Genomic DNA, 14,530 nt, shown 5'->3' on the forward strand with positions numbered 1-14,530 from the left:
GGGACGCGGACATGGGGTCGGCGGCGTGGGCCGCAGTGGGCCGCAGTGGGCGCGGCGGGGCTCGGTCTGGCGTGGCCCGTCAGTCCTCGTCGAGGATGCGCGGCACCGAGAAGCGCTGCAGCTCCTGCTCCGGCGCCCCGGACAGGGCCGCCTGCGCCCCGAGCGACGGACGGACCTCGTCCGGGCGGGTGACGTTGGTGAGCGGCAGCGGGTGGGACATCGGCTCGATGTCGTCCGCGGCGACTTCCTGCACCTTGGCGACGGACTCGAGGATGACGCCGAGCTCTCCGACCATCCGGTCGAGCTCGGCATCGGACAGGTCGATGCGGGCGAGGCCGGCGAGGTGCGCGACGTCGTCCCGGGACAGTGCGGACATGGTCGCCAGTCTAGGGGCGCGGTCTGGAGCGTGACGCATCGCTCATGTCGCGGCATACCCGGCTCGGCCTAGGCTGGCGACCATGACTGAACTGCCCACCGAGCTCTTCACCGCGATCGACCACGTGGGGGTCGCGGTGCGCGACCTCGACGAGGCGATCACCTTCTACCGCGACACCTACGGGATGACGCTGGCGCACCAGGAGGTCAACGAGGAGCAGGGCGTCCGCGAGGCGATGATGGCGGTCGGCGGCAGCGGGTCGCACATCCAGCTGCTGGCGCCCCTGTCACCGGAGTCGACGATCGCGAAGTTCCTCGACCGCTCCGGGCCGGGCGTCCAGCAGGTCGCCTACCGCGTGGAGGACGTCGAGGCGGTCAGCCAGGTGCTGCGCGACCGCGGTCTGCGGCTGCTCTACGACGAGCCGCGGCGCGGCACGTCCAACTCGAGGGTGAACTTCATCCACCCCAAGGACGCTGGCGGCATCCTGGTCGAGCTCGTCCAGCCTGCCCACGAGACCCACTGACGGCTGGCGTGAGGTAGGTCACCGCGTGACCGGAGTCTCACCAGCATCCCGATTGCCTTACTCCGCAGTAGTTTCGCCTGCAGCCGTGCCGACGACGCCGAGGAGACAGACCCATGCAGGAAATCCGCGACGCCATCCTCTCCGGGGACCGCACCCGGGAGACGTATGCCGGGTTGGCCATTCCCGAGACCTACCGCGCCGTGACGGTGCACAAGGACGAGGTGGGCATCTTCGAGGGCCTGGCCACCAAGGAGAAGGATCCGCGCAAGTCGCTGCACCTCGACGACGTCCCGGTGCCCGAGCTCGCGCCCGGTGAGGCGCTCGTCGCCGTCATGGCCAGCGCCATCAACTACAACACCGTGTGGACCTCCATCTTCGAGCCGGTGTCGACCTTCGGGTTCCTCGAGCGCTACGGCCGCACCTCCGAGTTCGCCAAGCGGCACGACCTGCCCTACCACGTGGTCGGCTCCGACCTCGCCGGCGTCGTCCTGCGGACCGGGCCCGGAGTCACCAAGTGGACGCCGGGTCAGGAGGTTGTCGCGCACTGCCTGTCGGTCGAGCTCGAGGATGCCGAGGGCCACAACGACACCATGCTCGACCCGCAGCAGCGGATCTGGGGCTTCGAGACCAACTTCGGTGGCCTCGCCGAGCTCGCCATCGTCAAGTCCAACCAGCTGATGCCCAAGCCGGCCCACCTGACGTGGGAGGAGGCGGCCTCTCCCGGCCTGGTGAACTCCACGGCATACCGCCAGCTGATCTCCAAGAACGGCGCCGCCATGAAGCTCGGCGACCGAGTCCTGATCTGGGGCGCCTCAGGTGGTCTGGGGTCCTACGCCACCCAGATGGCGCTGTCCGGTGGCGCCACCCCGATCTGCGTCGTCTCCTCGCCGGAGAAGGCCCAGATCTGCCGCGACATGGGCGCCGAGCTGATCATCGACCGCAGCGCCGAGGGCTACAAGTTCTGGAACGACGACAACACCGCGCAGGACCCGCGTGAGTGGCAGCGGCTCGGCAAGAAGATCCGTGAGCTCACTGGCGGTCACGACGTGGACATCGTCTTCGAGCACCCCGGGCGCGAGACCTTCGGGGCCAGCGTCTACGTCGCGCGCAAGGGCGGCACCATCGTCACCTGTGCCTCGACGTCGGGCTACATGCACGAGTACGACAACCGCTACCTGTGGATGAACCTCAAGCGGATCATCTCGAGCCACTTCGCCAACTACCGCGAGGCGTGGGAGGCCAACGAGCTCATCAACCGTGGCCTCATCCACCCCACCCTCTCCAAGACCTACACCATGGACGAGGTCGGGCAGGCTGCGCTCGACGTGCACCGGAACGCCCACCAGGGCAAGGTCGGCGTGCTCACCCTCTCCCCCGAGGCTGGGCTCGGCGTGACGGACGCCGAGAAGCGGGCCGCCCTGCTCCCGCAGATCGACCGGTTCCGCAACACCTGACCTGCGGCGATGCCCGAGCGTCCTACTGCCGTGCCATAGGCTCGGACCCATGTCAGCCCTGGACAGGTGGCGTGAGTTCCGCCGCGCTCAGCGCGCCGCCCTGCTCGCCAGCAACCATCCGCACCAGGTCGCGGAGTCCGAGACGACCTTCTCGCCGACCGGCTTGCTCGCGGACATCCTGCCCGCTCGCCGGTCGGGCGACGACGGGGAGGCCGGAGCGGGCGACGACGGGGAGGCCGGAGCGGGCGCGGACGGACGCCCTGACCGGGGCCGCGACCAAGGACTCGCCGACGGGAGAGACAACCGCATCGACGAGGGCGACGACGCCGACGAGGGCGGCGACCAGGAGCGTGGGCGTGGCCAGCAGCAGGGGCGGGGCCGCCGCTACGGACAGGCCGGGAGACCGCTCAACCGGCAGTCACCGTTCTACATGGGCTTCGTCGGGGGCATCGGCGTGCTCACCGCGCTGCTGCTGTGGCAGACCATGGGTCGGCTCACCACGGTCCTCACGCTCGTCGTCATCGCCTTCTTCCTCGCCCTCACGCTGAACCCGCTCGTCGAGTTCCTCACCAGCCACGGCATGCGCCGCGGCGGAGCCGTGGCGGTGGTCTTCGCCGGCGTCGTGGCCGTCTTCACCCTGCTCGGACTCGTGGTCGTCCCACCAGTCATCACCCAGGGCAGCGACCTCGCGCAGAAGGCGCCCGACTACCTCGACCAGATCCTGCGCAGCAACTTCGTCAAGGACCTCGACCGGCACTACGACGTCGTCGACAAGATCCAGGCCGAGTTCAACAAGCGGATCACCGACGGCAACTTCATCAGCCAGGTCTTCGGCGGCGTGCTCGGCGTCGGGGCCGCCGTCATCGGCGGCATCTTCCAGACCTTCACCGTGCTCGTCCTGACGCTCTTCCTCCTCGCGTCCTTCCCGCGGGTCAAGCAGGGGGCCTATGCGATCGTCCCGGCCTCGCGTCGTCCCCGGGTCATCTCGCTGTCAGAGGAGATCATGCGCAGGACGGGCTCCTACGCTGCGGGCCAGGTCGCCGTCGCGACCATCAATGCCATCTGCTCGTGGATCATGATGTTGATCGTCGGCATCCCGTATGCCGCGGTGCTGGCGGTGGCGGTCGGCTTCCTCGGGCTCATCCCGATGGTCGGTGCCACGATCGGGGCCTCGGTCGTCTGCCTGGTCGCGGTGTTCGACGAACCCAAGAAGGCCGTGATCGCGATCATCTACTACGTGGTCTACCAGCAGGTCGAGAACTACGTCGTCGCGCCCCGGATCATGCAGCGCACCGTGTCGGTTCCGGGCGCCGTCACCGTGGTGGCAGCCCTCGCCGGCGGCACGCTCCTGGGTGTCCTCGGTGCGTTGCTCGCGATCCCGGTGGCAGCCGGCCTGCTGCTGCTCTACGAAGAGGTCCTGCTGCCGCGGCAGCGCCGTCACTGATCTCGCTGGCCAGCGTGCTGGTGCGGCCATCCGCGCCACCAGCGCCACGGATCGACCTGGAACCGCGCCTGTCACGTTCATCCGTGCCACTGACGCCCCAGATCGACGGCCGAGGACGCCGGGGTCTGGGGTGGGTCAGCGGGTGGCGCCGCGGGTGTGCCGGCGGTCGCGCGCCTCCCAGCAGGGCGTGTGCCAGTGCCGACGGTCGTCCAGGCCACCCATCCCCTCGGCGGGCCACGCCACCACGTGCGGCGTGCCCATCGGGATGTTCTGCTGGCAGCCCGGACACAGGTAGGCGCGGCTCGCAGCACTGCCGGTGACGCGGCGAACGAACCACTCGCCCCCGGCATACCCCTCCCGACGTGCGGTCCCCCCGACCGCGCGGTCGAGGTTCAGCGGGGCGTCGTCACGGCGACGCCGGTTGGCTCGGGGCATGGATCCGATTCTCGCAGAACCGCACCAGCGCCTTCGCCGCGGCGACGGCGACGGCGGCGCTCAGGCGTAGGTGCGGAAGCCGCGCCCGGTCTTGCGACCGAGGTAGCCGGCCGTGACCATGTGCTCGAGCAGCGGGGCCGGCGCGAAACCGGGCTCGCGGAACTCGAGGTAGAGCTCGCGCTGGATCGCCAGTGACACGTCGTTGCCGACGACGTCGAGCAGCTCGAACGGCCCCATGGGCAGCCCGCAGCCGGTCTTCATCGCGGTGTCGATGTCGTCGGCCGTGGCGTAGTTGGCGTTGAGCATCTTGACGGCGTCGTTGAGGTAGGGGAACAGCAGGGCGTTGACGATGAACCCCGAGCGGTCGCCACACGTGACGGCGTGCTTGCCGACCTTGGCGCAGACGTCCTGGACGGTCGCCACGACGTCCGGCGCGGTCGAGACCGTGTGGACGACCTCGACGAGCTTCATGATCTGGGCAGGGTTGAAGAAGTGCATCCCGATGACGTCCTGCGGGCGCGAGGTGGCGGCCGCGCAGTCGACGACGGGCAGCGACGACGTCGTGGTGGCCAGGATCGCGCCCGGCTTGCAGATCTCGTCGAGGTTCTCGAAGAGAGCCTTCTTCACCGCCAGGTCCTCGACGACGGCCTCGACCACGAGGTCGGCGGTGGCCAGGTCGTCCAGGGACGTGGTACCGGTCAGGTGGCCCAGGGCCGCGGCGCGGTCCTCCTCGCTGAGCTTGCCGCGCTGGACGGCCTTCTCGAGCGACTTGGTGATGGCCGCTGTCACCGCGTCGACCTTGGGCTGGCTGCGGGTGACGTAGACGACGTCGTAGCCGGCCTTGGCGAAGACCTCGATGATGCCGGTCGCCATGGTTCCCGAACCCACGACGCCGACGGTGCGCACCTCGCGCAGGGTGGCCCCGGACTCGCCGGCCGACGCCGGGGTGAGCCCGTCGTCGACGACCTGGCTGCTGCCGGGCTCGGCGTAGGTGTAGAACCCACGGCCGCTCTTGCGACCCTTGAGTCCGGCGCTGACCATCTGCTTGATGACCGGGCTCGGGGCATGCAGGCGGTCGCGGCCCTGCTTGTACATCGTGTCGAGGATCTCGTAGGCGGTGTCGAGTCCGATCAGGTCCATCAGCGCCAGCGGACCCATCGGGTAGCCGCAGCCCAGCTTCATCGCCGCGTCGATGTCCTCGCGGCTGGCATAGCGCGACTCGAACATCGAGACGGCGTGGTTGAGGTAGCCGAACAGCAGGGCGTTGGCGATGAAGCCCGCCTTGTCCCCCACGATGACCGGCTGCTTCCCGAGCCGGATCGCGAGCGCCTTGACGTCCTCGAACGCCTCGTCCTCGGTGACGACGGTGCGGATCACCTCGACGAACTGCAGGACGGGGGCGGGGTTGAAGAAGTGCATGCCGACGACCCGCTTGGGGTTGCCGGTCGCCACCGCGATCTCGGTGACCGACAGCGACGACGTGTTGGTCGCGAGGACGGCATCGGGGCCGACGATCGCGTCGAGCTTGCCGAAGAGCTCCTTCTTGAGCTCCAGGTGCTCCGGCACCGCCTCGACCACGAGCTGGCAGTCGGCGAGCTCGTCGAGGCTCGACGTGAAGTGCACTCGCGCGTGCAGCGCCGCCTGGTCCTCCTCGCTCAGCTTGCCGCGGCTGACTGCCCGGCCCGTGGAGTGCTCGAGCACTCCGCGGCCCTTCTCGACCGCCGCCTGGTCGACCTCGACTGCCACGACGTCGATGCCGTTGCGGGCGAACACCTCGACGATGCCCGCACCCATGGTGCCGAGACCGATTACTCCGACCTTGCTGAACTCACGAGCCATGCCGCGAGTCTGGCAGAGCAGGTATGCCGCGTGGACCCCCGGGCAGCGTGACGGTCACCACCCTGCCTGCTCGGTCACCAGGCCTCACCAGTCGTGACCGGCCCCGATCAGTGCGGACTCCATGTGGAAGCGCTGCTCGCGGGACAGCCCGCGGATCGCGGTCGGCACCGGGATGTCCACCGCCTTGCAGTAGTCACGCAACGCGTGGTCGTAGGCCAGTCGCGCCGACATCAGCCGCTCGGCCTTGCGGGGCTGGTCCCCCTCCTCGACCCGGCGGATGTGCGCGGCGAGACGGCTGAGCTCCAGGGCCAGCAGGACGGGCGGGATGGGTTCCACCGCTGGGCGCCGCGAGGCGCGCCACGACTGCGCCCTGGTGACGGTGGGCTCGAGCAGCCTGGGTGGCTGGCCCGTGGTGAGCCAGCGCACCCCACTCACGAGGGTGCCCATCACGAGGGCGAGACCGGCAACGTTGCCCAGGACGGACGGCATACCACTCACCTCTTGCCCATGAGTGTGCGCTCAGCACCCCGGCACGCGCAACGGTCCGCGGGCCGTAGAGTGACCCCTCGTGCGGTTGGTCATTGCGAAGTGCTCGGTGGACTACGACGGACGTCTCTCGGCCCACCTCCCCCTGGCGACGAGGCTCCTGCTCGTCAAGGCGGACGGTTCCGTGCTCGTCCACAGCGACGGCGGCTCCTACAAGCCGTTGAACTGGATGTCGCCCCCGTGCGCGATGGCCGAGGTCGAGCCCGAGACCCACGAGGCCGCCGACGGGGTCACCGCCGTGTGGCAGGTGCAGCACGCGAAGTCGGAGGACCGGCTACGGGTGCTCATCCACGAGGTGCTCCACGACTCCGCGCACGACCTGGGCGTCGACCCGGGGCTGATCAAGGACGGCGTCGAGGCTCACCTCCAGAAGCTGCTGGCCGAGCACATCCACACCCTGGGCGAGGGCTTCAGCCTCGTGCGACGTGAGTACATGACGGCCATCGGCCCGGTCGACATCCTCTGCAAGGACGCCACGGGCGGCTCGGTCGCCGTCGAGATCAAGCGCCGGGGCGACATCGACGGTGTCGAGCAGCTGACCCGCTACCTCGAGCTGATGAACCGCGACCCGCACCTCTCCCCCGTGACGGGCGTCTTCGCCGCCCAGGAGATCAAGCCCCAGGCGCGCACCCTGGCCACGGACCGTGGCATCCGCTGCGTCACGCTCGACTACGACGCCCTCAAGGGCATCGACAACAGCGAGCACCGCCTGTTCTAGCCGGGGACGCAGCGGCACGACCGACTGGACGAGCTAGACGACGGCGCGGTCGGTCGATCCCGGCCAGCTGAGCACCTCGAAGCCGTCCCCGTCCACCGACACCTCGGCCACGCCGCAGTTGGGGAGGTACTTGGCGGCGGCGAGGTCGTCGCGGACGTTCCCGGAGATCCGCGGCAGGACGAACGACATGACGCCGCCGTGCGAGAAGACCAGCACGGTCTCACCCCTGAACTGGTCGGCGATCCCCTGCAGCGCCTCGCGATACCGGGCCACGACCTCCTCCCCCGTCTCCCCGCCGGGGATGCACCGTCGCAGGTCGCCGTGCAGCCAGGACTTGAAGACCGAGGCGAGCTCCGGGTCGTCGTGCGGCCGACCGGCCAGGGCCCCGACGGAGAACTCCTCCAGCCCGGGGACGGCCCGCGGCTCGACCCCGAGGGTCCGCGCGGCGATCGCGCCCGACTCGATGGCCCGGGCGAAGGTGCTCGTGTAGACCCGGGCGATCCTGCGGGCGGCCACCGCGGCGGCCAGGGACTCGGTCTGCTTGACCCCCTTCGGCGACAGCCAGCCACCCTCGTCGGACAGCACCGACGGGTGGCCGTACTCGGCGTCGCCGTGGCGCGCGATGAGCAGGGTCGCGGCGCAGTGCAGGTCGCTCATGGCTTCGAGGGTAGAACCCGCAGCGGCTCCCGAGTGACCGTGCGACCGTGCGACCGAGCGACCGAGCACCGAGCGACCGAGCGACCGAGCGACCGAGCGACCGAGCGATGGTGGGTATGCCGCCTGGCGCGGGTGTGAGGGGTGCGGTTCAGACGATCTCGACCGTGACGCCGGCCGCCCGGAACTCGGCCAGCGCGGCAGCCGGTGCAGTGGCGTCGGTCACGAGCACCTGGATCCGCTCCGAGGAGCAGATCCGGGCAAAGGCGCGTCGACCCACCTTGTCCCCAGTGCTCACGACCACCACGCGGTCGGCGCGCTGGACCATGAGCGAGTTGATCCCGGCCTCGCCCTCGTGCTCGCACGTCGCGCCCCCGACGGCGGACACGCCGTCGACGCCCAGGACCACGGTGTCCAGCCACAGCTCGCTGAGCACCATCGAGGCCAGCGGGCCCGAGAGCTCGTAGGACTCGGGCCGCGCCACCCCACCGAGCGAGACGCAGCGGATGAACGGCCGCAGCACCATCTCGGTCGCGATGTTGAGGGCGTTGGTCACGACCGTGATCGAGGGACGCCGGGACGACGCCGCGAGGTCGGCCCTCGCCGCGAGCTTGCGCGCGGTGGCGCTGGTCGTCGTGCCGCCGTTGAAGCCCACGACGGAACCCTCCGGAATGAGGTCGGCGGCGCAGGCGGCGATCCGCTCCTTGGCCGAGTCGCCGCCCCCCTGCTTGTAGCGCACGGGCAGGTCGTAGGCCACCGCGCTGGCCACCACGCCGCCGTGGGTGCGGGTCACGAGCTGCTGGGCCGCGAGGTCCCCGAAGTCGCGACGCACGGTGGCCTCGGAGACGCCCAGCGACTCCACCACCTGGGCGACGCTGAGCCGCCCGTGCTCGGCGAGCAGGCCGAGCAACGCACTCCAGCGCGCGCCGCGGTCCATGCTGCGCCCGTCCGGCTCGCTCACTTGACCGCTCCGGAGGTGAGGCCGCCCACGAGGTGCTTCTCGATGAGGGCGAAGAGGATCACGACAGGGACGATCGCGATGATCGAGGCCCCGAACAGCTGGTCCCAGTTCTGCTCGTAGCCCGTGACGTAGGAGTTGATCCCGACGGTGAGCGGCTTCTTGGCGTCGTCGAGCATCAGGGTCAGCGCCACGACGTACTCGTTCCACGCTGCGATGAAGGTGAAGATCGTGGCCGTCACCAGACCGGGGAGCGTGAGCGGAAGCATGACCCGCCACAGGGTGCCGAGCCTCCCGCAGCCGTCGAGCTCCGACGCCTCTTCGAGCTCGCGCGGGATCGAGGCGAAGAAGCCGTGCAGGATCCAGATCGCGAAGGCCAGGTTGAACGCCGCGTTCGTGAGGATGAGGGCGAGGTAGGTGTTGACCAGGTTGACCGTGAAGAACTCGCGGTAGATGCCCACCACCAGGGAGGTCGGCGAGAACATCTGGGTGACCAGGACCAGGAACAGGAAGGCCATCCGCCCACGGAACTTGAAGCGTGCGGTGAAGTAGGCCGCTGGGATGGCGACCACGACGACGATCGCCGTGGAGGCGACGGCCACGATCACCGACGTCCGGAGCCAGTGGAGGAAGCGCTCGTCGCCGAGGACCTCGGAGAACGTCGTCCACTTCCACACCTCTGGCAGGACCGAGGGCGGTGTCCGCACCACGTCGCTGCTCGGACGGAACGCGTCGAGCAGCATGACGAGGTAGGGCCAGACGAAGGCGAACGCGACGCCGAGGCCGATGAGGGGCATCGCCCACGGGCGGATGCCGCGCCAGCCGCTCGGACGGGCGGGCTCGGGTGCCGCGCTGCGCGGCATACCCCTGGTCGTGGTCGTGGCGGTCACGACTCCTCCTCGCGCCAGCGGGAGACCCGCAGGTAGACAAGCACCGCCACGAGGATGAGGCAGACGTTGAACAGGCCGGCCGCAGCCGACTGCCCCACGTCCTTCTCCGCGCTCTTGAAGGCGAGCTTGTACATGAACGTGATCGTCGTGTCGTGGCTGAAGCCCGGGTTGGACTCGTTGAGCGTGTAGATGATCGGGAAGCTGTTGAAGACGTAGATCATGTTGAGCACCGTGGCCACGAGGATCGCCGGCCGCAGCAGGGGCAGGGTGATCAGTCGCCAGATCTTCCACGGCGACGCCCCGTCGATCCGGGCCGCCTCGTAGACGTCGGTCGGGATCGCGTTGAGGCCGGCAACGAAGACGTACGCGGTGAACGGGATCGACACGAAGACGCCGACAGCCACCATCGAGGACATGATCAGGCGGTCGCTCCCGAGGAAGTCGATCGGGGTGTCGACGATGTGCAGGTCGAGCAGCACGGCGTTGATGGTGCCGTAGTAGTAGCTGTAGATCAGGGTGAACAGCCGCGCGGTGATGACCAGCGACGCCGCCCACGGCACGATCACGGCCCATCGGACCAGCCGGCGACCCCAGAAGTCCTTGGTCAGGAACTGGGCCAGACCCAGGCTGATCAGGATGGTCAGCACCACGACGGCCACGACCCAGACGAGGGTGTTGGTCAGGACCGTGCCGAGGCTCTCGTTGGCCAGGACGTTGCGGTAGTTGTCCAGCCCGGCGTCACCCTTGCGCAGCCCGGTGATCGAGTACCGCGAGAGCGAAGCCCGCACGAGCTCCACCGCGGGCCAGACGACCACCCCGAAGATCAGGGCGAGCGCCGGGCCGAGCCACAGCAGCGCGGTCCAGCCGGAGACTCGTCCGCCGCGACCGTGCCGTGCGGACCGGACTCCCCGACGACGGCTCGGCGGCGAGGGCGGGGCGGATGGTGCGGGTGCGGCCGGTTGCCCGACCACACCCGCTCCAGCACCGATGGGCTGGGTCACGCTCAGCCGCCGGCTTCGGCGGACTGCTGGAGCTTGTCCAGGACCGCCTTCGGGTCGCCGGTGACAGCCGTTCCGAGGTTCTGCTGCACCGCGAGCTTGACCTTGTCCCACGTGGGGTCGTCGGTCGGCGTGAGGTGGGCGTTCGGCAGGGTCTCGAGGTAGGTCTTCAGCGCGGCGTCGGAGGAGAACTCCTGGATGCCGGACTTGGTGACCGGCAGGAAGCCCTCTGCCTTGATGAAGGTGTTGACCTGGTCCTTCTGGTAGTAGAGGTCGTAGAACGCCTTGACCGCGTCCTGGTTCCCCTTCTTCTTGAAGGCCATGAGGTAGTCGGTGACGCCGAACGTCTGCGGCGTCCCACCGTCAGCCTTGGTCGGCATCGGCGCCACGGCGTAGTCGACCTTCTTGTCCTTGTCGAGCGTCCCGGCCAGCGGGGAGAAGCCGACGACCATGCCGACCTTGCCGGACGCGAACAGGTCGAAGGCGTCCTGCCGGTTGGACTTGCCGGGGTTGTTCTGGGTCAGCTTCTTGGTGGCCAGGCTCTTGAGGAAGGTCAGCGTCTCGACGTTCTCGGGGCTGTTGATGGCCCACTTGCCGTCCTTCTTCCAGTCACCGCCGTTGTTGAACAGCCAGATCGAGAACTCACCCTGGGCCTCCTCCGGGCCGAGTGGCAGGCCGTAGCCGATGGTGCCCTTGCCGAGGTCCTTGATCTTCTGGGCGTCCGCCTCGAACTCGGCCCAGGTCTTGGGCGGCGCGGCGATGCCGGCCTCCTTGAAGAGGGTCTTGTTGTAGAACATCGCCCGGGCCGAGCTGAGGTCGGGCATGCCGTACATCTTGCCGTTGTAGGTGCCCGACTTCACGAACGCGTCGAGCAGGTCGGACTTCACCGAGTCGGACAGCACCTCGTCGGAGCTGTACAGCAGGTCGTCCTTGGCGTAGCTCGCGTAGGCGTTGAGGTTGAGGATGTCCGGCGGGTTGTTGTTCTGGACCATCGTCGAGCTCTGCTGGTCGATGTCGTCCCAGCTGACGATCTGCACCTCGAGGGTGTTGCCCGTCTTGGCCTTGTACGCCGTGGCGAACTGGTCCCAGAAGGCCTTGGTGTGGTCCTTGGAGTACTCGGCTGCGACGAGCTTGATCGTCGTCCCCTTCTTCGATCCTCCTCCGCCGTCGGTGGAACCGGCTCCCGTCCCGCCTCCGCAGGCCGCGAGGCCGAGTGCCACGACCGCGGTCCCCGCGATCAGACCTGCAACCGGCAGGTGTCGTCTGGTGCTCACGTCATACCTCACATCTCTCGTGGACGATCAGGCGCCGTTGCCTGACCGGTTTCGCCCCTGATCTCTCAACATTGATCGTTTCGTAGCGGTTAACGCGCGCTTCGCTCAGGATCAGCGAGGCTCGACAACACACTGGCCCCACACCGTTGCCCAGTCAAGCCTCCTGGCGGAGGAATTTGAAAGCAATCTCAGGCGTCAATCCAAACAAACCGGGGTAAATGGGTCATCCTCTTGACTGATCGAATCTGATGGAAGACCATCTAGTTCGGTCTTATCCACTCACTGAAGGAGTTCCGCGTCGTGTCCACCACGCATCTGGCCGCCGAGATCGCCACCCAGCCCGCCGACTGGCGAGCCGTCCTGAGCCGGGTGCCCGAGGCCCGCGCGGCCCTCCCCTCCGACGGCGCCCGCGTCGCCGTCACCGGGTGCGGGACGTCCTTCTACATGGCCCAGGCGTATGCCGCCCTGCGCGAGTCGGCGGGCCTCGGCCACACCGACGCCCATGCGGCCAGCGAGTTCCCGCTCGAGCGCACCTACGACCACGTCGTGGCCATCTCCAGGTCGGGCACGACGACCGAGGTGGTGGAGCTCCTCGAGGCGCTGAACGCCCGCGGACAGGTCACCACCGCCATCGTCGCGACCGAGGGAACCCCGATCCCCTCCCTGAGCACCCACCAGCTGATGCTGCCGGAGGTCGACGAGCGGTCGGTCGTCCAGACCCGCTTCGCCACCACGACCCTCGCGCTGCTGCGAGCCGCGCTGGGCGAGGACCTCACGGGTGCCATCGCCGACGCCGAGGACGTCCTCGCGCAGGACGCGGACACCGCGTTCGCAGGCCTGCGTGACGTCGAGCAGATCACCTTCGTGGGACGCGGCTGGACCAACGGGCTCGCCCAGGAGGCAGCCCTGAAGCTGCGCGAGTCGGCGCAGTTCTGGACCGAGGCCTACCCCGCCATGGAGTACCGCCACGGCCCCATCAGCATCGCGAACGCGGGACGGGCGACGTGGGCCTTCGGAGAGGTCCCCGAGGGGCTGCCGGAGGACGTCCGCGCCACCGGTGCCCACTTCGAGCACCGGGACATCGACCCCTTGGCCGACCTCGTGCGCCTGCACCGACTCTGCGTCGCCAAGGCGGAGCAGGCCGGCGTGGACCCGGATCGACCCCGGCACCTGTCACGGTCCATCATCCTCACGTGACCCCTGCGACCCCGAGCGCCCACCGCATCCTGCTCACCGGCACCGTCGTCCTGCCGGACCGCGTCGTGGCCGACGGCGCCGTCGCCGTCACGGACACCGTCGTCTCGTATGCCGGTGAGCGCAGCTCCCTGCCTCCCGACTGGGTGGGCGTCGCCTCGCCGCAGGGCTGGCGCGCGGGACTGACCCTGCTGCCGGGTCTGGTCGACATCCACTGCCATGGTGGGAACGGTGGCGAGTTCGGGCCGGATGTCGAGAGCGGGCGCAGGGCCGCCACGCACCACCACGACCACGGTTCGACCACGGTCATCGGGTCACTCGTGTCGGCTCCGGCACGGACCTTGCTCGACGGGGCGCACGCCCTGGGCGAGCTGGTGCGCGGTGGCGAGCTGGCCGGCATACACCTCGAAGGGCCGTTCCTGTCCACGGTCCGGTGCGGCGCCCAGAACCCTGCCGCCCTCATCGACGCCGACGTCGCCCTGGTCGAAGCCCTGGCCGAGGCGGGCGGGGAGGGTTCGTTCGCCCACATGACGTGGGCGCCCGAGCGCGCCGGGGGCGACGCCGTGCCCACGGCACTCGCTCGCGTCGGCGCTCTGGGTTCTTTGGGGCACACCGACGCCGACTACAGCCTCGCCTCGCGCGCTCTGGAATCCGTTGCGGCACAACGCGCCCGGGGTGGGCTGCCGCTCGTGACCCACCTCTTCAACGGCATGCCACCGCTCCTGTCACGGGCACCGGGACCGGTCGCCGCGTCGATCGCCGCAGCCGCGCGGGGCGAGGCGGTGCTCGAGCTGATCGCCGACGGCGTCCACCTCGACGGTGGCACGGTGCGGATGGTGTTCGACGCCGTGGGAGCCGACCACATCGCCCTGGTCAGCGACGCGATGGCTGCCAGCGGCCTCCCTGACGGCGCCTACTCGCTGGGCGGCCTCGACGTCACGGTCCGCGATCGGGCCGCCCGCCTGACCGACAGCGGGAGCCTCGCCGGCGGGGTGAGCACCCTCGTGGACCAGGTGCGCTGGCTGGTCGACGGGCTGGGCGTCCCGTTGGCCGATGCGGTGAAGGCGGCCTCGGCGACCCCGGCGCGGGCGCTGGCGCTGCCAGAGGTCGGGTCGCTGTCGGCAGGATCCGCAGCCGACCTCGTCGTCGTTGACGAGGACCTGTCGGTGCAGCGGGTGCTGCGACGCGGCACCTGGCTCTGACCCACGCCTTTCCACTTCTGGCCGA

15 protein-coding genes are annotated in these 14,530 nt (G+C 69.4%); 6 read left to right on the forward strand and 9 right to left on the reverse strand.

Annotated features, from left to right (window positions below):
- Positions 1 to 79: 79 nt before the first annotated feature.
- Positions 80 to 376 (reverse strand): Asp-tRNA(Asn)/Glu-tRNA(Gln) amidotransferase subunit GatC, encoded by a 297-nt coding sequence (gatC, locus tag AC1DWP_RS16445; RefSeq protein WP_477615557.1) that lies wholly within the window; start codon positions 374 to 376, stop codon positions 80 to 82.
- An 82-nt stretch (positions 377 to 458) separates the two neighbouring features.
- Between gatC and mce the strand changes: the two genes are divergently transcribed.
- The 3 genes from mce (at position 459) to AC1DWP_RS16460 (ending at position 3,797) form a co-directional block, all read left to right on the forward strand.
- A complete protein-coding gene (gene mce, locus AC1DWP_RS16450; RefSeq protein ID WP_477615558.1) occupies positions 459 to 899 on the forward strand; it encodes a methylmalonyl-CoA epimerase in 441 nt (146 codons plus the stop codon).
- A gap of 113 nt (positions 900 to 1,012) precedes the next feature.
- Positions 1,013 to 2,353: a crotonyl-CoA carboxylase/reductase gene (gene ccrA, locus AC1DWP_RS16455; protein WP_477615559.1), complete on the forward strand. Its 1,341-nt coding sequence runs from the start codon at positions 1,013 to 1,015 to the stop codon at positions 2,351 to 2,353.
- A 49-nt stretch (positions 2,354 to 2,402) separates the two neighbouring features.
- Positions 2,403 to 3,797 carry an AI-2E family transporter gene (locus AC1DWP_RS16460; RefSeq protein WP_477615560.1) on the forward strand — a complete coding sequence of 465 codons (1,395 nt, stop codon included), beginning with the start codon at positions 2,403 to 2,405 and terminating at the stop codon, positions 3,795 to 3,797.
- A gap of 135 nt (positions 3,798 to 3,932) precedes the next feature.
- On the opposite strand, the gene AC1DWP_RS16465 is transcribed toward AC1DWP_RS16460, so the two are convergent.
- The 3 genes from AC1DWP_RS16465 to AC1DWP_RS16475 all read right to left on the reverse strand — a co-directional run bounded on the left by AC1DWP_RS16465 (position 3,933) and on the right by AC1DWP_RS16475 (position 6,560).
- The gene (locus AC1DWP_RS16465) at positions 3,933 to 4,232 is read right to left on the reverse strand and encodes a hypothetical protein (protein WP_477615561.1); all 300 of its coding nucleotides are present in this window, start codon (positions 4,230 to 4,232) and stop codon (positions 3,933 to 3,935) included.
- A gap of 60 nt (positions 4,233 to 4,292) precedes the next feature.
- On the reverse strand, positions 4,293 to 6,071 hold the full coding sequence (locus AC1DWP_RS16470; protein ID WP_477615562.1) for a 3-hydroxyacyl-CoA dehydrogenase family protein: 1,779 nt from the start codon (positions 6,069 to 6,071) through the stop codon (positions 4,293 to 4,295).
- A gap of 84 nt (positions 6,072 to 6,155) precedes the next feature.
- Positions 6,156 to 6,560: a hypothetical protein gene (locus AC1DWP_RS16475; RefSeq protein WP_477615563.1), complete on the reverse strand. Its 405-nt coding sequence runs from the start codon at positions 6,558 to 6,560 to the stop codon at positions 6,156 to 6,158.
- A 79-nt stretch (positions 6,561 to 6,639) separates the two neighbouring features.
- Between AC1DWP_RS16475 and nucS the strand changes: the two genes are divergently transcribed.
- Positions 6,640 to 7,335 carry an endonuclease NucS gene (gene nucS, locus AC1DWP_RS16480; protein WP_477615564.1) on the forward strand — a complete coding sequence of 232 codons (696 nt, stop codon included), beginning with the start codon at positions 6,640 to 6,642 and terminating at the stop codon, positions 7,333 to 7,335.
- Between the two features lie 33 nt (positions 7,336 to 7,368).
- Here nucS and AC1DWP_RS16485 read toward each other — a convergent pair whose 3' ends face one another.
- The 5 genes from AC1DWP_RS16485 to AC1DWP_RS16505 all read right to left on the reverse strand — a co-directional run bounded on the left by AC1DWP_RS16485 (position 7,369) and on the right by AC1DWP_RS16505 (position 12,109).
- Positions 7,369 to 7,992, reverse strand: a complete 624-nt coding sequence (locus AC1DWP_RS16485) for a histidine phosphatase family protein (RefSeq protein WP_477615565.1) — start codon at positions 7,990 to 7,992, stop codon at positions 7,369 to 7,371.
- Positions 7,993 to 8,140: 148 nt separating this feature from the next.
- The gene (locus AC1DWP_RS16490) at positions 8,141 to 8,950 is read right to left on the reverse strand and encodes a DeoR/GlpR family DNA-binding transcription regulator (protein ID WP_477615566.1); all 810 of its coding nucleotides are present in this window, start codon (positions 8,948 to 8,950) and stop codon (positions 8,141 to 8,143) included.
- Complete coding sequence (locus AC1DWP_RS16495) at positions 8,947 to 9,837, reverse strand: carbohydrate ABC transporter permease (RefSeq protein WP_477615567.1); 891 nt, start codon at positions 9,835 to 9,837, stop codon at positions 8,947 to 8,949. The genes AC1DWP_RS16490 and AC1DWP_RS16495 overlap by 4 nt, the downstream gene beginning before the upstream one ends.
- Positions 9,834 to 10,838: a carbohydrate ABC transporter permease gene (locus AC1DWP_RS16500; RefSeq protein WP_477615568.1), complete on the reverse strand. Its 1,005-nt coding sequence runs from the start codon at positions 10,836 to 10,838 to the stop codon at positions 9,834 to 9,836. Before AC1DWP_RS16500 ends, AC1DWP_RS16495 begins: the two co-directional genes overlap by 4 nt.
- 2 nt (positions 10,839 to 10,840) lie before the next feature.
- Positions 10,841 to 12,109 (reverse strand): extracellular solute-binding protein, encoded by a 1,269-nt coding sequence (locus AC1DWP_RS16505; protein ID WP_477615569.1) that lies wholly within the window; start codon positions 12,107 to 12,109, stop codon positions 10,841 to 10,843.
- 300 nt (positions 12,110 to 12,409) lie between these two features.
- Here AC1DWP_RS16505 and AC1DWP_RS16510 point away from each other — a divergent pair, with 300 nt between their 5' ends.
- Both AC1DWP_RS16510 and AC1DWP_RS16515 read left to right on the forward strand, forming a co-directional pair.
- Entirely contained in the window at positions 12,410 to 13,306 is an 897-nt protein-coding gene (locus tag AC1DWP_RS16510) for an SIS domain-containing protein (RefSeq protein ID WP_477615570.1), read from the forward strand.
- Positions 13,303 to 14,505, forward strand: coding sequence for an N-acetylglucosamine-6-phosphate deacetylase (locus tag AC1DWP_RS16515; protein ID WP_477615571.1), 1,203 nt, complete (start codon positions 13,303 to 13,305; stop codon positions 14,503 to 14,505). The genes AC1DWP_RS16510 and AC1DWP_RS16515 overlap by 4 nt, the downstream gene beginning before the upstream one ends.
- Positions 14,506 to 14,530 lie beyond the last annotated feature (25 nt).

This window comes from Pedococcus sp. P2_F6 (assembly GCF_056403675.1).